This window comes from Thermodesulfobacteriota bacterium, from assembly GCA_040754335.1.
In the GTDB taxonomy this organism is placed as follows: Bacteria; Desulfobacterota_D; UBA1144; order Nemesobacterales; family UBA2774; genus 2-12-FULL-53-21.
Window position 1 is genome coordinate 391732 of the sequence record JBFMCV010000002.1, and the last position, 24907, is coordinate 416638.

Annotated in this window: 24 protein-coding genes; 21 read left to right on the forward strand and 3 right to left on the reverse strand. The window is 58.7% G+C overall.

Annotation, left to right across the window (positions count from 1 at the left end):
• The first annotated feature begins 259 nt into the window (after positions 1-259).
• From AB1598_05200 to AB1598_05295, 20 genes are all read left to right on the forward strand, one after another.
• On the forward strand, positions 260-763 hold the full coding sequence (locus tag AB1598_05200; GenBank protein ID MEW6144397.1) for an MSMEG_0567/Sll0786 family nitrogen starvation N-acetyltransferase: 504 nt from the start codon (positions 260-262) through the stop codon (positions 761-763).
• 30 nt (positions 764-793) lie between these two features.
• Positions 794-1780 (forward strand): sll0787 family AIR synthase-like protein, encoded by a 987-nt coding sequence (locus AB1598_05205; GenBank protein MEW6144398.1) that lies wholly within the window; start codon positions 794-796, stop codon positions 1778-1780.
• Positions 1770-2357 (forward strand): XRE family transcriptional regulator, encoded by a 588-nt coding sequence (locus AB1598_05210; GenBank protein MEW6144399.1) that lies wholly within the window; start codon positions 1770-1772, stop codon positions 2355-2357. The genes AB1598_05205 and AB1598_05210 overlap by 11 nt, the downstream gene beginning before the upstream one ends.
• A gap of 24 nt (positions 2358-2381) precedes the next feature.
• The gene (locus tag AB1598_05215; protein ID MEW6144400.1) at positions 2382-3674 is read left to right on the forward strand and encodes a DUF1116 domain-containing protein; all 1293 of its coding nucleotides are present in this window, start codon (positions 2382-2384) and stop codon (positions 3672-3674) included.
• A 62-nt stretch (positions 3675-3736) separates the two neighbouring features.
• On the forward strand, positions 3737-5299 hold the full coding sequence (fdrA, locus tag AB1598_05220) for an acyl-CoA synthetase FdrA (protein ID MEW6144401.1): 1563 nt from the start codon (positions 3737-3739) through the stop codon (positions 5297-5299).
• Between the two features lie 12 nt (positions 5300-5311).
• Positions 5312-6250, forward strand: coding sequence for a carbamate kinase (gene arcC / locus AB1598_05225; protein MEW6144402.1), 939 nt, complete (start codon positions 5312-5314; stop codon positions 6248-6250).
• Positions 6251-6444: 194 nt separating this feature from the next.
• Positions 6445-6936: an MSMEG_0572/Sll0783 family nitrogen starvation response protein gene (locus AB1598_05230; GenBank protein MEW6144403.1), complete on the forward strand. Its 492-nt coding sequence runs from the start codon at positions 6445-6447 to the stop codon at positions 6934-6936.
• Positions 6937-7067: 131 nt separating this feature from the next.
• Entirely contained in the window at positions 7068-8189 is a 1122-nt protein-coding gene (locus AB1598_05235) for an MSMEG_0568 family radical SAM protein (protein ID MEW6144404.1), read from the forward strand.
• Between the two features lie 133 nt (positions 8190-8322).
• Positions 8323-9672 (forward strand): FAD-dependent oxidoreductase, encoded by a 1350-nt coding sequence (locus AB1598_05240; GenBank protein MEW6144405.1) that lies wholly within the window; start codon positions 8323-8325, stop codon positions 9670-9672.
• A 91-nt stretch (positions 9673-9763) separates the two neighbouring features.
• Positions 9764-10012, forward strand: coding sequence for a hypothetical protein (locus AB1598_05245; GenBank protein ID MEW6144406.1), 249 nt, complete (start codon positions 9764-9766; stop codon positions 10010-10012).
• Positions 10013-10053: 41 nt separating this feature from the next.
• Positions 10054-11052, forward strand: a complete 999-nt coding sequence (locus tag AB1598_05250) for a DUF2877 domain-containing protein (GenBank protein MEW6144407.1) — start codon at positions 10054-10056, stop codon at positions 11050-11052.
• Entirely contained in the window at positions 11039-12253 is a 1215-nt protein-coding gene (locus AB1598_05255; GenBank protein ID MEW6144408.1) for an MSMEG_0565 family glycosyltransferase, read from the forward strand. The genes AB1598_05250 and AB1598_05255 overlap by 14 nt, the downstream gene beginning before the upstream one ends.
• Positions 12244-12630: an OsmC family protein gene (locus AB1598_05260; GenBank protein MEW6144409.1), complete on the forward strand. Its 387-nt coding sequence runs from the start codon at positions 12244-12246 to the stop codon at positions 12628-12630. Before AB1598_05255 ends, AB1598_05260 begins: the two co-directional genes overlap by 10 nt.
• Positions 12631-12660: 30 nt before the next feature.
• A complete protein-coding gene (locus tag AB1598_05265) occupies positions 12661-13116 on the forward strand; it encodes a hypothetical protein (protein ID MEW6144410.1) in 456 nt (151 codons plus the stop codon).
• A 51-nt stretch (positions 13117-13167) separates the two neighbouring features.
• Positions 13168-13734 (forward strand): hypothetical protein, encoded by a 567-nt coding sequence (locus AB1598_05270; GenBank protein MEW6144411.1) that lies wholly within the window; start codon positions 13168-13170, stop codon positions 13732-13734.
• Entirely contained in the window at positions 13724-14572 is an 849-nt protein-coding gene (locus tag AB1598_05275) for a class I SAM-dependent methyltransferase family protein (GenBank protein ID MEW6144412.1), read from the forward strand. The genes AB1598_05270 and AB1598_05275 overlap by 11 nt, the downstream gene beginning before the upstream one ends.
• Before the next feature lie 32 nt (positions 14573-14604).
• Positions 14605-15990 (forward strand): pyridoxal phosphate-dependent aminotransferase, encoded by a 1386-nt coding sequence (locus tag AB1598_05280; protein ID MEW6144413.1) that lies wholly within the window; start codon positions 14605-14607, stop codon positions 15988-15990.
• Entirely contained in the window at positions 15987-16931 is a 945-nt protein-coding gene (locus tag AB1598_05285; GenBank protein ID MEW6144414.1) for a cysteine synthase family protein, read from the forward strand. Before AB1598_05280 ends, AB1598_05285 begins: the two co-directional genes overlap by 4 nt.
• Positions 16932-16960: 29 nt before the next feature.
• Positions 16961-18199 carry an alanine racemase gene (locus tag AB1598_05290; protein MEW6144415.1) on the forward strand — a complete coding sequence of 413 codons (1239 nt, stop codon included), beginning with the start codon at positions 16961-16963 and terminating at the stop codon, positions 18197-18199.
• Positions 18200-18440: 241 nt separating this feature from the next.
• Positions 18441-19559: an SGNH/GDSL hydrolase family protein gene (locus tag AB1598_05295; protein MEW6144416.1), complete on the forward strand. Its 1119-nt coding sequence runs from the start codon at positions 18441-18443 to the stop codon at positions 19557-19559.
• Positions 19560-19611: 52 nt separating this feature from the next.
• Here the strand turns inward: AB1598_05295 and AB1598_05300 are convergent, their stop codons facing one another.
• The 3 genes from AB1598_05300 to AB1598_05310 all read right to left on the reverse strand — a co-directional run bounded on the left by AB1598_05300 (position 19612) and on the right by AB1598_05310 (position 22895).
• On the reverse strand, positions 19612-21024 hold the full coding sequence (locus tag AB1598_05300) for an ammonia-forming cytochrome c nitrite reductase subunit c552 (GenBank protein MEW6144417.1): 1413 nt from the start codon (positions 21022-21024) through the stop codon (positions 19612-19614).
• Positions 21008-21541 (reverse strand): cytochrome c nitrite reductase small subunit, encoded by a 534-nt coding sequence (gene nrfH / locus AB1598_05305; GenBank protein MEW6144418.1) that lies wholly within the window; start codon positions 21539-21541, stop codon positions 21008-21010. The genes AB1598_05300 and nrfH overlap by 17 nt, the downstream gene beginning before the upstream one ends.
• Before the next feature lie 670 nt (positions 21542-22211).
• On the reverse strand, positions 22212-22895 hold the full coding sequence (locus tag AB1598_05310) for a YoaK family protein (protein ID MEW6144419.1): 684 nt from the start codon (positions 22893-22895) through the stop codon (positions 22212-22214).
• Positions 22896-23132: 237 nt separating this feature from the next.
• Here AB1598_05310 and AB1598_05315 point away from each other — a divergent pair, with 237 nt between their 5' ends.
• A complete protein-coding gene (locus tag AB1598_05315) occupies positions 23133-24755 on the forward strand; it encodes an aminoglycoside phosphotransferase family protein (GenBank protein MEW6144420.1) in 1623 nt (540 codons plus the stop codon).
• The last annotated feature ends 152 nt before the right edge of the window (positions 24756-24907 follow it).

Sequence of the window (24907 nt, forward strand, 5' to 3'; positions counted from 1 at the left end):
TAGTATACGCATCGTACATTATAGGAAATTTACGGGCGCTAGTCAAGGAAAGGTGGCGCGTTTGTAAGGCGCGGTAAACACGGCCTTCCGGATCACGCGGGTACGAAGACGCAAGCCCCGTAAAAGTATCTTGACTACATTTACTAAAGTAGATATAGTGTCAAGTATAGTGTACGTTCCACCCGCCCGCGGCGGGGCGTGCACGTTCAGCACAGGCCGGGAAGCGCGCACATACGGGAGATATGAAGGAGCGCTTGTTATGAGCTTGCCGATACATACGTCTACAGAGACCGGGGAGGCGCACGTCCGCAAATCCGGGGACTACCTGTTCAAGATCGCGGAGAGCCCGGAGGAGCTCGACGAGTATTTCAGGCTCCGCCACGCGGTCTTCGTCGAGGAGCAGAAGATATTCAGCGGCACGGACGTCGACGAGCGCGACCGTGGCGCCATACATATAATCGCGCTCAAGGGCGCTGAAGGCGTTATGGTCGGGGGAGTGAGGTGTTACACGACGGGCGGCGGCACGTGGTACGGGGGGAGGCTCACGGCGGCTAACGGCTACAGGAACGGACGCGTTGGCTCGGGGCTCGTAAGGTTCGCCGTAGAGACCGTGAAGTCGAGGGGGTGCAGGAAATTCCTCGCCTACGTCCAGCCCCAGAACGTGAACTTTTTCAAGAGGCTCGACTGGAAGCCGGTGGGAGAGCCTGTCGAATACGAGGGCATAACGCATCAGCTGATGGAAGCGGACCTCGGGTCCGCATAACTATAGAGAAAAAGAGTAAAGGAATATCGAGTGAAGAATCTCATCCGGACACTCAAATCATCAACCAGGCTCCTCCAGAAGCAGTACCTCGCGGGGCTCTGGCGGTATTTCCCTCTTTCCCCGCGCATAGACGGGAACGACATACTGCTGGGCGACGACGCCGCGGCCATAAAATCGGGTGACGGCTACCTGCTGCTCGCGGCGGAAGGCGTTTACCAGCCCCTCCTCGGCTCAAACCCGTACCTCGCGGGCAGGACTTCCGTGCTTACGAACGTGAACGATATATATGCGATGGGCGGAAGACCGGTCGCGCTCGTAGACGTGCTTTTTTCCAGGGACGAAGAGAGCGCGGGGGAGGTGCTCCGCGGCATAAGGGACAACGCGGAGCGCTACGGCGTCCCGGTAGTGGGCGGTCACACGACGCTCGACGCCGAATCGGGCTCGCTGTCCGTATTCATACTGGGAAGGGCCGAAAGGCTGCTTTCAGGGTTTAATGCGCGGCCGGGCGACGACATTCTCCTGGCAACGGCCCTTGAGGGAAAGTTCTATCCGGCGTTTAATTTCTGGGACTCGTCGAGCGGGCTATCGGCGAGCGACCTCGTCTGGCAGCTCGAGATACTCCCAGGGCTTGCGGAATCGGGCTTGGCCGACGCGGCGAGAGACGTGAGCATGGCCGGGCTGATAGGCTCCGCGCTCATGATGCTCGAGGGCTCGAAAACAGGCGCCGAGATATTCGTCGACCGCATCCCCGCGCCCGAAGGCGTGCCGCTTCAGAAATGGCTGCTTACGTTCCCGAGCTACGGGTTCGTCATATCCTCGAGGCCCGGAAAGACGCAATACATAAAGGACAGGTTCAGGGACGCGGGACTCGCGTGCGAGACTATAGGAAGTGTGACCGACGACAGCAGGGTTTACTTTGCGGGTTGGAACGAAAAAGAAATATTCTGGGATTTTAACGGGGAGCCCTTGATAGGGGTGAACCCCGATTACACGGCAAAGGTGGAAAATGGCGACTGAGAAGAATCAGATAGACCACATAGTATCGAGACTCGGCGAGAAGATAAAGAACATGAGGACCGAAAGGGGGCTCTCGCTCAAGGAGCTCGCCCACAAGTCGGGCATATCGGCGGCGGCGATCCACAAGATCGAATCAAACGGCATAACGCCCACGATCACTACGATGATGAAGATCTCGGACGCGCTCGGGAAGAAGGTGAGCCACTTTATAGAAGAGAAGGCCGAGTTGAGCGACGTCGTCTTCGTTTCGTCAAAAGAGAGGGAGCCGATTCTCACGTTCAAGAAGGGACTCGAGCTTCAGGGCATATCGGCGAAGCAGTACGGGGACTTCATGATGACGGCCGCTTATTCGGTGCTCGAGGTCGGGGCGTCGAGCGGCAAGACTCCCATGAAGCACAGGGGCGAGGAGCTCGTCTACTGCATCAGCGGGAAGGTCGAGTTCCAGGTATACGACAGGACCTACACGCTCGGCCCCGGGGACAGCATACATTTCAGGACGCTCCTCGAGCATAAATGGAGAAACGTGGGCCAGAGCAAGGCCAGATTGCTCTGGATACTCGCAGTCCCGCCCTCATGACGGGCGGAAGGAGCAGGCGCAGGGATGCCTGAGAAAAACTTGCAGAAGGGCCGCGCATACATGGGCGACCGCATCAGGGAGGCGAACTCCCGGGCGTTGGAAAAATTGCTCGCGACGGAGCCTGTCCTCACCGATATAGACACGGCGCTCTCCGTCATACCGGGGATGACCCCTGATACCATACTCCACGCGGGGCCTCCTATCACGTGGCAAAGGATGTGCGACCCGATGAAGAGGGCCGTGAGGGGCGCGCTTGTGTTCGAGGGCCTGGCCGCTGACGGCGAGAGCGCCGAAGCGCTGATCAAATCGAAGAAAATAAAACTTTCACCTAACCACCGCCACGATTCCGTAGGGCCGATGACGGGGATAATCTCAGCGTCGATGCCCGTAATAGTTACGAAGGACCTGACGCGCGGAAGGGCGGCCTATTCGACTTTCAACGAGGGCGGCGGGAAGGTGCTCTGGTTCGGCTCGGTAGGCGGGGAGACGATAAAGCGCCTCAGGTGGATGAAGGAAGTTTTCGCGCCCATAATGAAGAGGGCTCTGGCCATGACTGGCGGAATACCGGTGTGGAGCATACTCGCGCAGGGAATACAGATGGGGGACGAGTGCCACAACAGGCATGCGGCCTCGACTAACATATTTCTCAAGATAATCGCCGAGAACCTGCTCAAGCTTGATCTCCCCAGTGAGACCGCGCTCGATGCGTACAGGTTCATAGCGGGGAACAGCCATTTCTTCCTCAACATAACGATGACGGCGTGCAAGCTCGCGATGGACGCGGCCGACGGCATGGAGGATTCGACGATAGTCACCGCCATGTCACGGAACGGGACCGACTTCGGAATCAGAGTAAGCGGCCTCGGGGACTCGTGGTTCACTGCCCCGGCTCCTTATCTGCTGGACGCGCTCTACAACCCGGGCTACGGCCCTCAGGACGGAGCGCCCGACATAGGGGACAGCTCCATAATCGAGACCATGGGACTCGGCGGGTTCGCCATAGCGGCCTCGCCATCCATGGCGTCCTTCGCGGGGGGAGGAGTCGCCGAGTCGATAGGCATCACGAGGAAAATGCAGCTCATCACTTCGCTCAAGAACCCCAAGTTCGGCATACCTTCACTCGATTTCGAAGGGACGCCCACGGGGATCGACTTAAGAAAGGTCGTCGAGACCGGGATACTGCCGAGCATCAACAGCGCAGTCGTTCACAAGAGCTCGGGCGCGGGACAGATTGGGGCGGGGATAGTGAGGGCGCCGTACGAATGTTTCGTGAAGGCTATACAGGAATTCGGAGAAAGGTATGACCTTGCGGCTTAACGGAGCTTATATAAAGAGAGGGATCGATACCGCGCGGGCGGACGGCCGCTCAAGGAAATAATATGGCGATAGCGAGCGTAATAAAAAAGAACCACTACCAGGACTCGCTCAAGCTCATGCAGCTCAGCCGCAAACTGGGCTTGCTCCCCGGCGTGAGCAAGGCTTCGGCCATAATGGCGACGGAGGCCAACCTTAAAATGCTCCGTGAAGCCGGGCTCATCGGGGAGATGCCGGAACCGGCCGGAGCGGGCGACCTCATAGTCGCCGTGGAGGCGGAGTCTCGTGCTGAGGCGGAGGAGGCGTTAGGCATGCTGGATTCGCTCATCGCACCCTCCGCGCAGAAGCAGGGCGGGGCGGCTGAGCCCGTAAAGAGCCTCGACGCGGCGCTTAGCGTATTTCCGGGCGCGAACATAGCTCTTGTTTCCGTGCCGGGGGAATACGCGAAGCTCGAGTGCGCGAAGGCGATAGAAAACGGGCTTCACACTTTCCTCTTCAGCGACAACGTGACCATGGAGGAAGAGATCGAGCTGAAAAAAAGGGCGTCCCGGCGCGGGCTCCTCGTCATGGGCCCGGGCTGCGGCACGGCGATAATAAACGGCACGGGGCTCGGGTTCGCGAACGTGGTGAACAAAGGCCCCATAGGCGTGATAGCCGCAGCCGGGACGGGGATGCAGGAGGTGACGAGCCTCGTAAATAATCTGGGCTCGGGCATAACGCACGCCATAGGAGTCGGCGGCAGAGACTTATCCGAGGAAGTGGGCGGGATAACGACGCTCGACGCTCTCAAGATTCTTGGCGGCGATGAAGGCACCAGGGTCTTGCTCGTCGTCTCGAAGCCTCCTTCCAGGAAAGTTGCGGAAAAGGTTCTCCACGAGATAAGGGAGACCGGGAAGCCCGCAGTCGTTTGCTTCCTCGGACACGGCATGCGCGCGCCCGCTGATGAAAAAATCAAGCTCGTCTCCACGCTCGAAGAAGCCGCGTACGCCGCGTGCGCGCTGGCTGCCGGAAAGGGCAGGAAGAGAGCCCTGCCTGCTGACGACGGCTGGAAGAAGGAGGCGGGGAAATACCTGCGAGCGCGGAAGCGCGGGCAGCGTTACCTCCGCGGGCTCTTTTCGGGCGGCACTCTCTGCTACGAGGCGCAGCAGGTGCTCGCCGAGACGCTCGGGGACATATACTCGAACGCGCCTCTCGACAGGAAGAACAGGCTGAAAGACTCGAACGTCAGCGTCGGAAACACGTGCGTAGACCTCGGGGAGGAGGAATTCACGGTAGGCCGCCCTCACCCGATGATAGACTCGACGCTCAGGAACGAAAGGCTGCTGAGCGAAGCCGGGAGGCCGGACGTCGCCGTTATTCTCTTCGACGTCGTGCTCGGCTACGTGGCGAGCCCCGACCCCGCGGGCGACCTCCTTCCGGCGATAAAGGCGGCCGGGGCACTCGCGAAGAAGAAGGGGCGCCCGTTGGCCTTCGTCTCCCACGTGTGCGGCACGGACGGTGACCCGCAGGGACTCAATGAGCAGGAAGAGAAGCTAAGGAAGGAAGGCGTTATGGTCTTCCCGACAAACGCTCTTGCGGCGAAGGCGGCGGGATGGATAACCGCCGGGGGCAAGGATATTGGAAACTGACAGGGGGAACACATGAAAGCAGCGGTAGTAGCCTTCGGCGGTAACGCGCTGATGGACCACAAAGGCAAAAGCACTTACGTAGAGCAGATAATGAAGACGGACAAGATGTGCAGGAAGCTGATGGGCCTATTCGACATGGGCTACAGGGTAGTGATAACCCACGGCAACGGCCCTCAGGTAGGGAACTTCCTCATGCAGCAGGAGTCTCTCTCATCGTCGATACCTCCGATGCCGCTCGACGTCTGTAACGCGATGACCCAGGGGCAGATCGGATACATGATAGAGCAGCGCCTCAGGAACCTGTTCACGGAGAAGAAGATGTCGAACCCGACCGTCGCGTTCGTGACGCAGGTCGTGGTATCGGAAAACGACCCGGCCTTCAGGAACCCGACGAAATTCATAGGACCCTTCTTCAACGAGGAGGAGAGTGATAAGCTCCGGAAGAAAGAAGGCTGGGTAATGAAAGAGGACTCGGGGCGCGGCTTCAGGCGCGTAGTCCCTTCGCCGAGGCCTATAGACATCGTGGAAAAGAGAGAGATATCGGAAATGGCGGACAAGGGATACGTCGTTATAGCATGCGGCGGGGGCGGCATCCCCGTGCTCAGGGACAGGAAGGGGAAGTTGAAAGGGGTGGCCGCGGTCATAGACAAGGACTTCGCCGCGCAGAAACTCGCGACGCTGATAGGAGCCGAGATGCTCGTCCTCATCACCCCTGTCGACAGGGTCGCCGTGAATTTCGGCAAGCCCGAGGAGAGATACCTGACGAGGATAACGCTCGAGGAGGCGGAGAGGTATTACGCCCAAGGGCATTTTCCGCCGGGGAGCATGGGGCCCAAGATCGAGGCCGCGATAAGCTTCCTCCGGGCGGGAGGAAAAAAGGCGATAATCACGTCCGCCGAGAAGATGGACTCCGCGCTTAACGGGAAGGGGGGGACCGAGATCACGCATTGAACGGGCGGCTGACGGCGGGCGGATCACGGCGCCGGGAGGCCTTCAGATGCGCTCGAATGATTGATTATGTCGGTTTTTTAGAATATCATGGGGTTGAGGGGTTTGGGACAACAAGCTGTTCATAACATCGGGAATAAAGCCCGGGTGTTTACCCCGGAGTTTGATTCTAAATAAATTACAGGAGGTAATTTATCATGGCAGTAGACAGAGTAAAAGCGGATAAGCCCGAGAAGGGTAAAGCGTTGGTTAATTACGAGGAGAAGCTCTATCCGGACCACAAGGCGAAGCCGGGGGAGAAAGCCTTGTTCCTGATCCACTCGGTCCCTTACGAGGGGTCGGTCGCAGGCATCAACATGCTTACTGCGATAAGGACGAAGAAGAAGGGCTACGATACGACGGTGCTGTTCTACGGGCCTGCATCGGGCATCCCCGTTTACAGGGGCTGGCCGAACGTCGGGGACGACGGCTATGGCGCGGGCATACAGCTCTACCCGAACCTCGTCAACAGGATGCTGAGCGAAGGCATTAACGTGCTCGCATGCCGTTTCTCTGCCGCGGCTCTCCTCGGTCAGAACGAGTCGAGCTTCATAGAGGGCGTAACGCCGATCCACCCGACCGACATTCTCGACATAGTCATCGAGCACCACAGGGCGGGGGCTTTGATATTCAGCACGTGGACGGTATAAGGTTTTCGGACTTTATACTTTCCATTCGCCTGTGAGGAGTTATTTTATATTCCTTGAGGCGGCAGTCGTACAGGTTAGCGAGGGCGGGCCTGCAAGCGGTTTTTTGTCTAACCAATCAAAGGGGGCACGTTATGGATTCAATAACCCTTAAGGTGGAGTTGCAGAGTTACGGGTTGAGGATTCCCGATGCGAAGGACGTCAGGAGCGGGGGCGCCGGCCCTACGGGCGGTATCCATCTCAAGATCGTGTCCGGCGGCGAGGCGAACATCCCGGTCGTCGGCGATTTCGTCCGCTCGTCTCCCTACCATCTCGACCGGATAAACGGGGAGTACTGGATATTCAAGGACGGCGTCGCCGTGGCGCAGGTGGAGCTTATGGGCGGGCCCAGGTTCCACGAGCACAAGACGTCGGCCGGCATCCCCATGCAGCGCATAGGGCTCCTCCACTGCCCTACGACGTTCGCGACTACACTGCTGCAGACGTGCGATTTCTGGGAAGACGAGAGGAGGTGCAAGTTCTGCGGCATCGAGCTCACCCTCAAGGACAGGAGCACTGTAGGATTCAAGAACGCGAAGAGCCTTGTCGAGACGCTCACTCTCGCAAAGGAGCTTGACGGTATAACGAACGTGGTTTTTACCTCGGGCGTTGCCCCCGACGAGGAGAAGGCGCTCGCGAAATACGCGGAGATATGCCGCGAGGTGAAGCTGGCGACAGGCCTCCCCATACAGCTCCAGATTATACCGCCCGAAGACCTCTCGTGGCTGGGGAGGCTGAAAGAGGCGGGCGTCGATTCGCTCGGCGTTCACATAGAGACTTTCGACCCCGACGTGTTCAGGACGGTCACGCCGGGGAAGGCCGGGATCGGGCTCGACAAATATATAGCCGCCTGGAAGGAAGCAGTCAGGGTCTTCGGGAGGTGGCAGGTCAGCACGTACATACTCGTCGGTCTCGGCGAAAGGCTCAAAACCGTTATCGAAGGAGCTTCTCTTTGCGCCGAGCTGGGCGTTTACCCGTTCATAGTCCCCTTCAGGCCTATCGCGGGCACGCCCATGGAGAACTCGGCTCCGCCGAAGCCCGAGATAATGGAATATGTCTACAGGGAGGCCGCGAAAATACTCTCCGGGTACGACATCGGAGTCGACAAGGTCAGCAAGGCGGGGTGCGTGAGCTGCGGCGAGTGCTCGGCGCTCCACGATTTTGAAAAATCCCTGGGCGCGGGCAGGGTCAGGCTCACGAAGTTTACGAAACAGTAGACCGAGGAACTGGAAGGGGTTGGCTTCAACATAAGCGGACAGGGCGCAGGCAAGGCGGCTTTCGCCGCGCGAAGAACAGTTCTGCGCCTCGCGCGGGACGGATATCAGACAAGATGCAAAGGGGTGATTTCAGATGAGCAGCGATAATTTGCGGATCATAATCATTGGAGGCGGCGCGGGAGGCATATCGGCCGCGTCGACGTCCAAGACCGTCGCTCCCGGCGCATCCGTTACGGTGTTCACGGAATACGAGGACGTGGCCTACAGCCCGTGCGGGATACCGTTCGTGCTGGGGAAGGAGATTCCCGATTTCGAGCGCCTCTTCCTCCAGACCCCGGAGCATTATGCTTCTATAGGAATAGACCTAAGGCTCAGGACGGCCGTCACCGGTATCGACCTCAAGGGCCGCACCGTGAGCGTCGGCGCCGAGAAATATCCGTGGGACCGGCTCATCATAGCGACGGGATGGGAATACGACAAGCCCGACATACCGGGAATAAACCTGGAGGGCCTACATTACATAAAAAACATAAGGCGCGCGATGGAGTTCGACAAGCTGTTAGACGGCGTCAAGAAGGTCGTCGTCGTCGCTGCGACTCCCCTAGGCATAGAGATCTCGGGCAACCTCGCCCACAGGGGGATCGAGACGCATCTGGTCGATGAGGGAGCCTGGCTGATGTCCGACGTGGCCGACCCCGACATCATGGAGCCCGTCCAGAAGTCGCTCGAGGAATTCGGCACCATAATCCACTTCGGCGAGAAGGTGCTCGAGTTCAGGGGAAGGGACGGGAAGGTGAGCTCGGTCGTCACGACGGGCCGCGAGATAGAGTGCGACGTGGCCATAATAGCGACCCACAAGAAGCCCAACAACCGCATATCGCGAGAAGCGGGGATCGAGATAGGCTCGACCGGGGGCATCGTGGTCGACGACCACATGCGCACCTCGGTCAAGGACGTTTACGCGGCAGGGGACTGCTGCGAGATCATACACGGAGTGACCGACATACCGATTCAGGGGCTTTCGGGGAGCCACGCGTATTCTCAGGGGCGGGTGGCTGGAGCAAACGCCGCGGGAGCCGACCGCGCGTACGACCCCGTATTCGTGCCCTGGGGGATGGTCGGGGGGCAGGTGCAGATGGGAGGGGTGTCGCTCGGGGAAACGCTCCACAAGGCGCTCGGCATACCGCATATAGTCGCGGCCGCAACGGGCATATCGAGGGCGAGGTATTACCCCGGCGTGAGCAGGATAAGGGTGAAGCTGATAGCGGACCCGGTGACGCACAGGGTTCTCGGAGCGCAGATGTCGGGAGGGGAGGGGATAAAGGAAAGGGCCGACTTCCTCGCGTTCGCAATAAAGCGCGGGGCCACGATCGAGGACTTCGCATGGATGGAGAACGTATATTCTCCCCCGATCGGCGCCCTAATGGAGCCGATCGCGCTCGCTGCTCAGGCGGGCCTCGCGGAGCTCGCGAAGAATAAGTGAGTCCGGCATATCAGGCGCGTATTTCCATGCGGGGGGAGCTGCTATGTGTCGCGGAATAATAATTTGATAGAATTTTACGAGAGGGATTCAAATGGCTTTCGGATCGTGGCTCAGGAAAAACGCTGAAAAGTATCTCATGGAGGCGGCTCAGGAAAGCGTGGCCAGGCGTTATCCCGAATACTGTGCCGAGTCCTACAGGGAGAAAGGTCTCGCGCATTTCTTCTGGAAGAACGTGTTCGTCCCCGTCTACCTGGCGATACCCTGGCCCGTGAGGAGAAAAATTATTCTTTTTACGTCTTATCCCGGAGGGAAGCGGCCCAGCTGGAAGAAGTTCGGTTGAGGCGCGCCGGCGGGTACGGGACAGCGTTACAGCATTATATAATGAGAACGTCGCAAAGTATTGATACAGTTTCGCTCGAAGCGGAATCGATTGGGGAGAAGGCGTTAAAGGTCCTCGGGAAAAAAGGGGGACGGCTTGAAATCCACAGTGTTTTCGACCACGCGGTCTATATTGCCGCCGGAAAGAACAGACTTGTAAAACTGATACGAAATAAAGATTTCTTAAGCCCGTATTCTATACTCATTAAACAGGACGGAGCCGCGCCTATGAGCTCTTTCGGCTTCGAGAAGAGGGCGCGCGTGTCGTACCTCGGCGGCTGTCTCGCCTCAGGCGACGGCCCCTTGCGCGTGGACCTCTCCCGCGCGCATATATACAGGAAGGAAAAACTTAGAGAATCCCTAGCCGGTGTGGAATCGGCCGCGCTCAATCTGAGGATACTGCGCGACGTCATTTACACTCACCCAGGGAGGGAAGGGCTCGTACCGCTCCTCGAAAACGTCGAGCTTAGAGGGCCGATGAAGCTCTTTCTGGAGCCACTCGGGGGCGGCGTGGCGGAGACGGCGAGGCCCCACATAGAGAGGCTCATGTGGGGGTTATATGCGGGCGACCCCGCGGCCGTGGCCGATAACGCGGGCGCGATACTCGGCCTTGGGCCCGGGCTCACCCCTTCGTGCGACGATTTCCTGGCGGGTCTCTTTCTGAGTCTCGGTTTCGCGGGGAAATCTTTTTACGGAAACGGGGACGGCCGCGCGCGGTTCTTTAAAAAAGCCGGAGACGAGATGCTGAAAATGGCCGAGAAAAAAACGACTGTTTACAGCGTTTGTCTGATCGGCGACGCCCGGAGAGGGGAAGGGCCGCGGGCCGCGACGGACCTCATAAAAAGCCTCCTCACGGGCTCGCCCGAAGAAACCGCTGCGTCGGCGAAAATACTGCTTGGCATGGGAGCTACGACCGGGGCGGACATCGCCGTTGGTATCTATTACGGGGTAAGGTTTCTCAATTCCTTGCGCGAAGCGGAGGCGCTTTATGAGACCGCTTGACGTGGCGCTCCTCACGTATTCGACGAAGCCCAGGGGCGGGGTCGTCCATACGCTGTCGCTTGCCGAAAGCCTCGCCCGCCTCGGGCACAGCGCGCGCGTGTACTCGCTCTCCTCAGGGGGGAGCGAATTTTTCAGGCGCGTGGACGTGCCCCATACGCTCATACCGTGCCCTGAGAAGGAATACGGAGGCATGGACGAAAAGATAAGGGACTACATTAATATTTATACGGAATATCTTTCAACTCATCGCACTGCACACGACATATTCCACGCGGAGGACTGCATTTCGGCGAACGCGCTCCTTAACCTGAGAGAGAGCGGGCTTATCGACTCCTTCGTGAGGACCGTGCACCACCTTGACGACTTCACCTCCGAATCGCTCGTAGAGTGCCAGCTTAAGAGCGTCCTCGAGCCCGACCACGTAATCACGGTGAGCAGGGCGTGGGAGAGGGAGCTCTCGTCCGCGTATTCGGTCCCCTCGACCGTCATCAACAACGGCGTCGATACGCGTAAATACCGCCCGCTCCCGGACGGGGAATCGAAAGACGCGTGCAAGGAGAAATTCTCTCTCTCCGGCAAGAGGGTGATGCTGAGCATAGGGGGCATAGAGCCGAGGAAGAACACGCTAACGTCGCTGAGAGCGTTCTATGCGGCGAGGAAGCACTTTCACAGCAAAGGCGAAACGCTCGTGTGGGTGATAGGAGGCGGGGAGACGCTCTTTGACTACAGGTCTTACAGGGACGAGTTTTTCTCGGAGGCGGGGAGGCTCGGCCTCGTCACGGGGGAGGATATATTGATCCCGGGCAGCGTTTCCGAAGACTCGATCCCTGCCCTCTACAACGCGGCCGACGTCTTCGTATTCCCTTCCGTTAAAGAGGGCTGGGGGCTCGTCGTTCTCGAGGCGCTCGCTTCCGGCGTGCCCGTTATCGCTTCGGGCATAGAGCCCATGACCGAATATTTGAGGGACGGCCTGAATTCGCTCCTGGTTTCGCCCATGGACCATGAGGCTATAGCGTCACGTATAATAGAGCTCTCGGATGACGGGGAATTGACGACGAGGCTCGCGCGGAAGGGGAGGGAGACAGCGGAGGAGTACAGCTGGGAGAACGCGGCCCTGGGGCACGTCACTTTTTACAGCGGGATACTGAACGATGTATGGCGAGGTGAAATCGAGGCAGGCAGGGTGAAGAGATGGAGGTAAAGGCGTTCTGGAGGCGGAAGTACCAGGTGGACGTCAGGGCGCGGCAGTTCAGCGTGCTCACGGACGAGCCGCCCGATTTCAGCGGCGAGGACGCGGGCATGATGCCGACGGAGCTTTTCCTCGCGTCCGTAGCGTCCTGCTTCTGCATGGCTATCATATACGTGGCCACGAAGAGGCGGATCGAGGTGGACGATATGGAGGTGGACGTCGAGGGCGAGAAGGACGTGAAGAACTTCGTGTTCACGAAGCTCATCGTCAAGGTGAGGAGCACGGTCCCGGCCCGCACCCTCGAAGCGCTCATCGAAGAGGCGAGGAAATACTGTTTCGTGAGCAGGACGATCACAAACCGGTGCCCGATCGAATTCAGGGTCATATAGCGGGGGCCCGGAAAATCAAGGAGATACGCGTTGCCGGTATTATTCAGGATTAAAAAGAATTACTTTCAGGACGCGCTCCGCTTGATGCGGATATCGAAGACAGCGGGCGGAATGGACGGCGTGAAGAAGGCGACCGCCGTGATGGCGACCGAGAAAGCCAAGTTCGCGCTCGAGACGGCGGGGCTACTTACGCGGGAGATAAAGGACGCCTCGGGCGGAGACCTGGTGATCGCCGTAGAGGCGGCCTCGGAAGCCGCCGCCGAAAGGGCGCTCGACGCGATGGAGGAGATGATCTCGGCCGGCTCTTCCGCCGGAGGGAGCGAATCCCGGGACATATTCAACCGGGACATACGGGCCGTGAACATCGGTCTCGATATATTCAGGGACGCGCTCGAGGCCCAGGGCGTAAAGGTGGTGCAGGTGGATTGGGAGGTTCCAGCTGGAGGGGACGAAAAAATTATAGATATATTGAAGAAGATGTACTGAACCTCGCTGAATGCGGACGTTCGGGCACATGGAAAAGATGAGGCGTACGGAATGAGCATACGCGACCCTGAAAGGCTGAGAAAGACGCTCTCCGACCCCAAGCGCTTGGCGAGGGCGTTCAGCAGGCATACGTACGGCATGCTCGCGTGGGTCGACCTCTTCGGAGCGAAGCTGAAGACGATAAGGGACCTCGACGTGAAGCTCGTCGCTGCCGTGATAATCGCCGACAACGCGAAACACGCGAAGCTCTTCTCGGACAGGGCGCGGGAGCTGGGAGAGACTCCGGAGACTTACAAGCCCCCGCGCATAGGCCAGGAGATATACGACATACTCGAGTCCTACGACGATACGTTCGACGAGCTCGCCTATGCCTGGGGGTCGCTCGTGCATTTCTCCGCACTGCTCGACGTTTACCATTCTGTTGCGGACGGGAAGAGCCTGCGCGTTATAGAGGAGGTGCAGACGGACGTGAGGAGGCACCTTAAAGAACTCGAAGGATACTTCGCACGCAGCGCCGACAAGCCCGAAAAAAAGAAGAGGGCCGAGGAGATCAAATCGGTCGCAGACAGGATCTATGCCGACAGAGAAGACGTGGAGATAGAGTGGTATGCGTCGTAACGGGTCGCCCGGCTTTGAAGAGCTGCTGAAACCGCTTCCCCGGTATTCTCTCCGGAGCCTGTATTACGGCCTCGTCTCCCTGTTCCTCGGGACCGTGGGACAATTGTCGGACGGGATAAGGACGGGATGGAAATACGGGTTCGACTCCGGGGTGCTGATGAACTACGTGTACGACAACTCGCCCGGAGGGAAATTCTACATAGGCAGGAAGCTCGACGAAGCCTTCCTCAACCAGGTCACGTGCAGGGCGTGGAGGGCGGTCAAAGAGATACAGAAGAACATGATACTGAGCTACCTGTCGGAGCGGGACGGTAGGGACACGTTCATCGCGGACATGGCTTCGGGGGAAGCCGACTATCTCTTCGACGTGCTGAGACAGACAGGTCCCGGGGTGAGGGCGCTCCTCCGGGATATAAACGAGACGACGCTCGAGAGGAGCAGAAGGACGGCGAGCCGCCTCGGTGTCTCTCAGAGGGTTTCGTTCAAACGCGGGGACGCGCTCGACCCGGAGAGCCTTAGGGCGGCCCCGGAAAAACCGGACCTCGTTATAGAGGCGGGGCTTTACGGGATAATCCACGACGACGCCCTCGTGCGCGCGCACCTCGCGCAGCTCCGGGACATACTAAACCCGGACGCGCTGCTGTTCAACGTGCAGACGCAGAACCCCCAGATAGAGCTCATCGCGAGGGTCTTCAGGAACCAGGAAGGCGAGAGGTGCGTATGGCACCTCCGTCCGGTCGAGGATGTGATCGGCTGGGCGGAGGAGGCGGGGTTCAGGGAGCCCAGGGTCACGTACGACCCTTACCGCATATACGCGGTCGTGATGATGAGGAGCTGAGGGAGGCGGCGGGACCGGGACGGAAACCGAGAATGGGAAAGGAAAGGTTCATACTTGGATGGGAGGGGGGAGGCGGCCCGGAGTTCCTTCACGGTTTGTATTCCGGGAGGGTGAGGGCGGTCATGGAGAGCCCCCACGGGATGTGGAACTACATGTCCTACAGGGACGCGATCGGTATCCTCGGCCTGGACGCTGGGGAGATATACGAGGGCGGCCGCATAGACCTCGACCCCAGGACATGGGCGGATTTCGGATGGATGACCTGCTTCGCCGGGCCGCCTAAGAGCGCTGTCGAGGCGATGCGCGAGAATACTACGAGGGAGAACGTGAACCCCTATTCCCCCGACCTTATAAGCCCGCTCAGGGACGCGGCCGCCGGGATAAAGTTCCGCCGCCCGAGGGGAGAGTCCTTCGAGGTAATCGGGGTCGAGGGCAGCCAGGCGGCGATATCATACACGCTCGAGACCTTCATCGATCCCGGCGACGAGGTGATTATCACGGACCCCGGATATTTCCACTTCACCTCGTCGATACTGATGGCGGGCGGCGTGCCCGTGAGGATACCGCTCGGCGTGGAGAACGGCTTCCGCATGAATCCGGCCGAAGTCGAAGGGCGGATCACGCCGCTGACGAAGGCGATAATAGTCTGCGATCCGCTCAACCCTTTCGGCACGGTGCAGAAGAAGGAAGAGCTCCTCGCGCTCGCGGAAATAGCGGATGCTAAGGGGATAATCATAATAAACGACATAACGCACGGCACGCACAGGGTCGAGCCCCGCTCGCTTCACATTCCGATGAGCTCTCTTCACGGGGAGACGGGTACCGACCACGTGGTCTCCACGTTCAGCGTATCCCACGGATACGGCATGGCGGGCGTGAGGATCGGGTTCCTCGCCGGCCACCCGGACGTGATGAGGGCATGCCTCACGGCGAAGGTCGCGCTCACGAGGATAAACACGAACCTCATCGCACAGCACGGGGCGCTTGCCGCTATAAAAGACAAGGGCTATGTCGCGGAATCTGAAGAGATAATCAGGCGGAACTTCGGACTCGTAAAAAAAATAGTCTCTGAGAACCCCGGGGTGTCTGTCCCGGCCGGGCCCGAATACGGTTTCTCGATGGTGCTCGACGTCTCGGGCGCGGGCGTTACCGCTCAGGAGCTGACGGTCGCGCTCTTCAAGCGCAGGGTCGCGGTCTATCCGGGAGACGGCCTGGGCGACGTCGGGGCTACTGACTACATAAGGCTCAACATATCGAGGCCCGATACGTGGGCGTTCTCGCACCTGGCGGAATCGCTTCCCGAGGCGATCGCGGAAGCGCGCGCCGGCAATTACAGGGAGGGCGTCATAAAATTTTTCGAGAGCAGGCAGAGCGAGCGCGCGCGTGAAATAGTGCGGAGGATAAAGCGACAGGGATGAAAGTATCGGAAGACGTGCTCAGTCTCATCGGCGACACGCCTCTTGTCCGCGTGCGGAAGCTCGCCCGCGGTCTCGGGAGCGAGATCTGCGCGAAGCTCGAGTTCTATAACCCGAGCGGGAGCTTCAAGGACAGGGTGGCGAAGTATATAATCGACGACGCCGAGTCGAGGGGCCTCATAAAACCGGGAGACCTGATAGTCGAGGCCACGTCGGGCAACATGGGGGTCGCCTTCGCGCTCGTGGGCGCGGTCAGGGGCTACAGGTGCATCTTCACGCTACCCGAGACGATAAGCAAGGAGAAGATACTCGCGATAAGGCTATTCGGGGCAGAGGTCGTGCTCACGCCGAGGGGCCTCCCGCCTTCTGACGAGAGGAGCTGTTACAAGGTGGCGCAGAGGATTGCGCGGGAGAAGGGAGGGTTCTACGTGAACCAGTATTTCAACACGCTCAACCCCGAGGCGCATTACAGGACTACGGGGCCCGAGATATGGAGGGACACGGGAGGGGGCGTCGACGCCGTCGTCTGCGGCATCGGGACGGGGGGGACGATCACGGGCATAGGGAGGTATCTCAAGGAAATGAACGGGGAAGTGAGGGTCATAGGCGTCGAGCCGCGGGGCTCGGTGTTCAGGGACTATCTCGAAAAGGGGGCGCTCGTCGAGGCGGGCGAGTTCAGCATAGAGGGCATAGGGAAGAATTTCATTCCGGGCGTGATCGACTTCAATTACATAGACGACGTGATACAGGTAGACGAGAAGTCAGCGCTCGAGACCGTCGAAGCCCTCGTAAAAAGTGAGGGCATACTCGCGGGCGATTCTAGCGGCGCCGTGATGGCGGGCGCGATAGAGTACGCGCGGACAAACGGGAGAAAGGAGCGCATAGTCGTCATACTCCCCGATTCGGGCCTCAAGTATCTCTCCAAATTCACGGCGTTTCTCTGATATACTCATTTAACCGCGGGTTATCATCCATGGATAAAATAGACGGTGTTTCTATAGACGCTCTCGCGCGGGAATTCGGCTCGCCCCTTTTTGCAGCATCCGCTTCTACCATAATACGGAACTGCCGCGCGTTCAGGGCCGCTTTCTCCAAGGCATACCCGAAGGTCGAGGTCGCGTACTCCTACAAGGTGAACTCAGTCCCGGCCATCCTCGGCATAATACACGGCGAAGGCTTGTGGGCCGAAGCGGCGTCCGGTTTCGAGTACGAGCTTGCGCGGAGGCTGGGCGTGCCGGGGGACGCCGTAATCCTGAACGGGCCTTATAAGAAGAAGGAAGAGCTGAGGAAGGCGGTGAACGAGGGAGCGGTCATCAACGCCGACCATTTCGACGAGATAGAGGCGCTTGAGGAAATCGCGCGCGGAGAGGACCGCACGGTGGAAATAGGAATAAGGGTCAGCATGGAGACCGGCATTCATCAGCTCCCCGACAGGTTCGGCTTCAATATAGAATCGGGCGAGGCGATGCGTGCGGTAGAGCGCGCGTGCGCAGGCGGGCTCCTGCGAATCGCCGGGCTCCACGTCCATCTCACGAGCTACATAATCGAGCCACACGAAGAAGGGGGTGTGCCGGCAGCGCACATAAAGCATATTTGGCCCAAGGACCCGGACGCGTACAGGAAAGCCGCCGATGCTGTGACGCGCTTCTCGAAAGAGCTCGGGGAAAAATCCGGCGTCCGCATGAAGTACATCGACATGGGGGGCGGGTTCCCCGACGCGGGCACACTTCCGCCCTACGTCGAGGCGGTGACGGGCCCTATGCTCGCGGGCTTCGGCAAGGACGATCCGCCGTTACTGATACTCGAGCCGGGTAGGGCGATAGTGCGGGACGCAATACATTTGATAACGACCGTAGTTGCGGTGAAGGAGCTCGCGGGCGGAGTGAGAGCAGTTGTAGCGGATGCGGGAATAAACGTACTCCCCACTTCGTTCTGGAGATTCCAGGACATAGAGTGCGTTCGGGACAGGGGAGGGGAGTTGCGGGATACAACCGTCTACGGGCCGCTATGCCTCCAGACGGACATAATCGGAAAGTGCAGGCTCCCCGATCTCAAAGCCGGCGACAGGCTCGTCGTGAAAAACGTCGGAGCCTACAACGTCCCCCAGTCGGGCGCGTTCATATTCCCCCGCCCTCCGATCGTGATGATAGAGGGGGGCAAGGCGCATGTCGTGAGGAGGGGCGAGGCGATCGACGACGTGTTTCCGGAGTAAATATAGTCCTCGATGTATTCGCGCGGACACAGATGCATCTGCTTGTGTAACTGGTAAGGAGGGGAAAAGGTTGTTACGTGAGCAAAACCGCCCCTTCTCATTCACACATTATACGGCAGGGCGTTTTCCGGAGTCAACAAGCACGCTGCGGACCCGAGAAGGCTCGCGTCTCATTTCCCGCGCCGATTGGAAAACGGACGAATATGATGCTATCTTAGAAGCCTGAACGAGACAGCACCCCATGAAGCTCAAGAAAACCCTCGTCCTGGCCGCCTCCATTCTCATTTCTCTCATCGTTCTCGAAATCGGGCTCAGGGTCCTCTCCGCTACCCTCATATACTCGCCCAAGAGCACACAGGTCTACGACGATAGGCTTGGGAGGAGGATCGACCCTTCGCTCCCCGACATAGACGAGAACGGGTTCAGGAACCCCGAAGTCCCCGCGGATACGGGCGTAGTCGTTCTGGGTGATTCCCACACCTACGGCGTCAACGTGGTGTCGGGCGAATCGTGGCCTGCGCAGCTCGCCCGCATGTCCGGCCTCCCCGTTTACAACCTCGGCGTCGGAGGGTACGGCACTCTTCAGTATTATTATCTCCTCGACTCCGCGGTGAAACTCAGGCCCGAGCGCATTATAGTGGGGCTCTATCCCGCAAACGACCTGAGCGACGTATGCAAGCTCATCGACGAGTCCTCATACTGGCGGGAGTGGGCGCACACGCGGGGCTACGACGTCGGAATCTGCGCGGGTTCAACGAGCTTGCTCGGCCGTCTCAACCGGACGCTCTCCGGGCTGCACGTGTACTGGATGGCGGCTTCGGCGATAAAGCGCCTGAACGAGAGCACGGATTTCGGGGACGCGATAAGCATAGAGGATCAGAAAAACCCTACCATCATGAAATACGCGACCATCGATTCGCATAAAAAAAAGATGGATCTCTCGCGGGAGAAGATTTCACTGGGGCTCGCGGTGACCGAAGACGCGCTCCGCGAGATGAATGAAAAGGCCCGCGCGCTGGGCATAGAGTTCAGCGTCGTGCTCATACCGTCCAAGGAGATCGTGTTCTACGAATACCTTAGAAAGAACGGCTACGAGCCCTCCGACGATTACATCCAGCTCGTCGATAACGAAAAAAAGCTCGTCGCCGAGCTCTCGCGTTACATGGACCGGCAGGGGATCGAGTTCACGGACGCGCGCCCTTACGTCGAGAGGGAATTATACGGGCCCGGGCACGTCTATTCGACGACCGACGACGGCCATCCGCTCGAGGAGGGTTACGAGGCCTACGCCAGGGCCGCGTACGAGGGCATACTCACGGACGACCCCGGGGAGAAAGAGCGCCTCGGACTCGTCCGCTAGACCGGGGCCGCACGCCGCTTAGATAGCGGTTCACCGATGCAGTGATCTCACTTTATTCTTGCGCACCGTTAACCTCCTCTCCGTCCCTCAGGCTTATCTGCCCGAGCCTCGTGTAGTTGATGCTCTGCCCCAGAATCCTCACCGCTTCCTGGTCGGCGTGGAAACCCATCGAGTTCTCGGCCTCGATGAAGTCGAGGAGGAACTGCGCCTTCCGCTGGTAGTCGCGCGCTTGGGCGAGCTCCGCGTCAGTCGCCCCCGCCTCTCTCGCGGCCTTTATATCACCTATGAGCGAGACGAGCGCGTCCATGGCGGTGTTCCGCATCTCGAATGTCCGCTCTTGTATGGTCTCGACCCTCTGCCTGAGCTCCTCTTCGCTTGCCTTGTGGCATGTCTGGCACGCGTGGTTGATGTTAAGCACGGGGCTTCTCACGTGGTGGTCGCTCACCTTGAGCGCGCCCACGCGGGTGTAGGGCATGTGGCAGTCTGCGCACGCGACGCCGTTCCGCGCGTGTATGCCCTGGTTCCACATCTCGAACTCCGGGTGCTGCGCCTTGAGCACGGGCGCGCCCGTCTCGTCGTGCACCCAGTCCTTGTGCCCGACCTCGTCGTAGTATGCGAGCATGTCCTCGACCTTGAGCCCGTTCCGCCAGGGGTAGACGAGGCGCTTCTCCTCGCCCTTGAAATAGTATTCGTCGTGGCACTGGCCGCAGACGAAGCTCCGCATCTCCTGCCTTGTCGCGTCGCGGTTCACATCGTATTCGTCGATACCCTGTGAGGCTTTATATGCGCGCATGCCTTCCATGAAAGCGGGCCTCGTCACCCGTAATGCCATCGTGTCCGGGTCGTGGCAGTCGATGCAGGCGACCGGGTGCGTAGCGAGCTTCCGCGCCTCGAAGTAGGGCATGGAGTTTATCTTCTCGAACCCCTTTACCGGGTCGCCGTCCCCCGCTTCTCTATAAACGGCGGCCATAGACGCGTGGCAGTTGAGGCAGGTGCCAGGCTGCTTTGCGGCCTTCTGCCTCTCGGTGAACGTCTGGTCCTCCAGCATGTATGCGTGTCCCCTCTCCTCCCTGAAGTCCTTTGAAAACGCGTAGCCCGCCCACATGGTTCTGAGCCTCGGGTCCTCTTCGAGCCGTGACTGCGAGACGACCGAGCGGGGGTCCGCCTCCGTGGGCGTCCTCGGCACGGATTCGGAGCCCCCGAAGCGGGTGCGCTTCTGGTCCACCGTCTTCTTATACGCGTCGTACTGGAGAGGGAAGTTCTTCCCCCATACGGCGGGGTCGACCGTGCCTTCCGTAACCTCGACCACGCGGAAGAGCGGGTTCGCGGCTTCGCGCTTCCTTTCCATTATATTCACGAGGAGCGCTGTCACTCCGATCGACATGAGCGCGACCACTACAACTACCGGCGCTATCATGCGGGTGAGAAACCGTCTGGTCGATCGCGGGTTATTCGTCTCGGTCATCTTTCTTCTCCTCCTTTCGTGCTGTCTCTTTCTCGGGGACGCTCCCCACGCTGGCCAGCTCCATGTGCCCCTCTCCGGGGTGGCAGCGGATGCAGAGAAGCGGGGAGCCGCCTGCGGCGGGGTGGTCTATCTGCGCTACGAGGTCGCTGTGGCAGCTGCGGCACGCTTCCTCCGTGATGCGCCTGTTGCGCTCCGTTATCTGTATCGGCTCGTGGAAATCGTTAGTCGTGAAGGCGTAGGAATGAAGGAACCCGTTGAGCGCCTTGGTCGTGTACTTTCCTATAAAGTCATGCGGAGCGTGGCAGTCGTTGCACACAGCGACCTGCCTGTGGCTCGACTTCACCCAGCCGTCGTACTGCTCGTTCATGATGTGGCAGTTGGCGCATGCCCTGGGGTCGTTCGTGAGATACGACGCCCCGCGCGCATAGACGAACGTGAACGTCCCTACGCCTATAGTTATCCCCAGGAGCGATCCTACGACGAGGGCCGCGACCGTGTGTGAGCTTGTCAAAGCCATGCGCACATATATGGTGTTAAAAACGGGAAGGGAAGTCAACACGACTGTGTTATCGATTGTAAAATCTTCGTTCCGGTAATGTGCCCTGTCCTTCCCTGAGACGGGCGGCTGCGTAATGTTAAACCTGCGGCGGATATTGTGTAAACGGCGATTCGGCTATAGAATCTGCGTAGTCCATAATTTTATCGGAGGTGTTTCGATGAAGCGCAGAAGCATGGCAGGAATATTAGCGATGATGTTAATGCTCGTACCCGTATTCGTATCCGCGAGGAACGTGCTCGACGATACCCAGAACCCCGGTTATCTCTTCGTCATGAGCGCGGCGTCGGGGTCGCTCGAAGGGGAAAGGCTCACCATGAGCGGCGTGCCCAACGTCGTCTATTTCTCCGACCGCCCGAACAGGGTCGCGGGGCATATGAGCATAGAAAAGTTCATCGAGGTGTGGGACAAGGAGTCGGCGTCGATGAAGGCCGACCCGCCTAACGCCGTGCTCTCGGTCCTCGACCCGTCGGGCAGGGAGAACGCGGTCGTGGAGCTATTGTCCATATCGAAAGAAGGCGGGTCCGTGGTCTTCAGCATAAAGCGTCTCGACGGCGGCGCTCCGCTCAAGTTCGAGAGCTCTTCGCTGTTCATAGACCAGATTCCGGTAGGGACTCCGGTAGCGCTCCAGTCACGCGTCGCCGGGCGTCCGGTCGAGCGCCGCGAGGGCGAGCATTATAAGGAGGGGGAGAAGGAGGAGCCACACGCCCAGGCGCGGAGTCGCGAGTCCCCCCAGTATCGCGCCCCCGAGGAACCCCGCCCAAACGAGAGTGAGCATCAAGGCGCGGCGGAGGTGAGTGTCCCAGCCGCCTTCTCCGTCCTCTAGCGGCGCGCGCTTCGCTGCCAGCGCCAGGTGCATGCCTATCTGGCTCAGCGTGCCCGTGACGAACGTGATGTTCACGGCCTGCCTGCCCACGCGTGAGAGAGCCGTGTTCATCATTCCCATGGTGAAGCTCAGCATTGCGATGCCGGGGTAGATAATCGCGGAGGCGACGTGCGACGCTCCAATGTTGATCGCGAGGAGTGCGGCTGTGGTCAGGTAGAGGACGCGGCGCGACTCTCTTAAGGAAGAGCTCGTGAGCAGCGTACCCGCTATGACGCCCGCGACGAAGGAGATGATTGCTGCGGCAGCCGGGAGCGCGGCCGGGAACGTGTGCTCGCCGAGCCTTATGCCAGCGTGCGTGGTGTTGCCGCTCATGAACGATACGAACGTGCTGAAGGTCAGAAAGCCGTAGGCGTCCACGTACCCGGCTATGGCGGCCAGGCAGACGGCGAGCATCTCCCTCCTTTTTCTCGAAGATTCAGTCTGCGTCACTGCCGGGAAATTCTACAATTTCGGGGAGGGAAAGGGAAGGAGGGCGTGAATCCTTTTTGGTAAGTTGTAAAGCCCGGCGCTTACGTGCGGAAGTAATAAAGAAGGCATTAATTCAATGTGTCCGCCATCCGATCGTTATAAGGAATAGATTATTTAACAAACGCAGAACCCAATGATAATCTGTGTTTATACTAGCCGGGCTTTTCTTATAGTGCTTATTTTGCGGGAAAAACCATTATGCCGGAAACAGATAACCTTTCCGATAAATCGTATAAAGAAGCTATGGGAAGGTCCGATTTTCGTTTTTTGTTGTCGGACTTCAGGCCTCAAATCAGTATTTGTTCAGCCGGTGGTTTGCTGCTCGACGCTACGGGCTTGATTTCGGAAACAGCAGTCGAATTTGCGGCGGATAGTCGGGCCACCCGTTGTGACCTGTTTGTTGCGGTTAACCCCGGTCGGGAGATTCTCGAGGCGGCTTTCTCGGCTCTCGGGCCGGGGGGTAATCTCTACGCGGAATGGACTGTGGACCGGAGGTTTGAATCCAGGGTCATAACAGAAAGATTGAGCAGGATTGGATTCGATAGTATCTGCCTTTATCTGCCAAGGCCTGATCCGTCCAACTCCATACCTACAGCATGGATCCCGCTGGGAGTAACCGGGGCGATCGAGTTCCTTGTAAACGCAGGCCACTCACGGAATACCACAGCGAGATTCGCAAAAAGGATCGGTCGAACCATACGCAGGTTTTTTTGGAGATTAATACCCGGGTTGTTCTTAAAATACCCGTGGCTGTTGAGCTCGGGGTCGAATAGATTTACCGTTTGCTCGATTTGCTGTAAACCGGATGAGAACGTATCGGCAATGGGAGCCACGGAGACTCCCCTTAAAATCCTGAGAGATTATGCGCGCCTGGGCTTGGACGGCCGAGCTGAAGGACTTTCGGCCATGATGCTCGCCCGGGGCGCGGACAGCGTTGACAAGAATGTTTTATACATATACCGGGGCCGGGACAATAACCCCTCTGCAATCGTTAAAATATCCAAATCTGAAGATTCCGCCGACATGCTCCGTAACGAGAGCGAGGTGCTGCGGGCGATTAATGATAAGTTCAGAAAAATCCGGGGCGTCCCGAAGATCCTGTGCCGGAGCCTCGGAGGTGAAATTAATATTAGCATTCAGACAGTTGTCAGCGGAGTCGAGCTGTCTTCGCTTTTAAACGAGAGTAATTATCGTCAATATGCGGAAATGATTACCGGCTGGCTTGTGAATTTTGCCGAGAATACGAGAACCGAGCTGCCTGAGGACTGGCGCGCTAAAATGGTATTTTCCGTTTTGTCCGAACTCGATTCGCTTTTGGGCGGCGCTGTAAGCCCGGATTTCATGAGTAAAACCGTCAAGTCGCTGGAGGGTGTTGAAATACCCTGCCTTGTTTGCGAGCATAGAGATTTCGGGCCTCAGAATATCTATGTGAATGGGGAAAATCCGGGCGTAATCGATTGGGAGTTTAGCAGGCTGTCGGGCTTGCCTGCTCTCGATTTGATATTCTTTCTGACTCGCGCTTCTATGCAGATTCAAGGCGCGCCTAGATCAATCGCGATCAGAGAGTGTTACAGGCAAATGCTCGACGGCGATACTTTCACCGGGACTGTATTCCGTAATTGCATGGACACATATATGAACGGACTCGGAATTTCCCGGACACAGATTCATTCGCTCCGCCTTCTGACATGGATAGTTCATTATTACTGGAGAATGTTTTACGACAAGAAGTATCCGGACGGACCGGTTGACAGGGAAACCTCTCTAAGCCATTGGACGCTCGAGCTCTGGATGGAAGAATTGTCGAGGTGCGGGAATTAATCGTACCGGTCAACCCTCGACCTTGTAGGAGCGGCTTCCAGCCGCGACCGCTCCCTGCTCATAATTACTCACATTATCCCGTCCTGTCATTCCCGAGTGATTTTATCGGGAATCCACTTCTTTATCCCTTTCGATGCCCATTAGAATTTAAA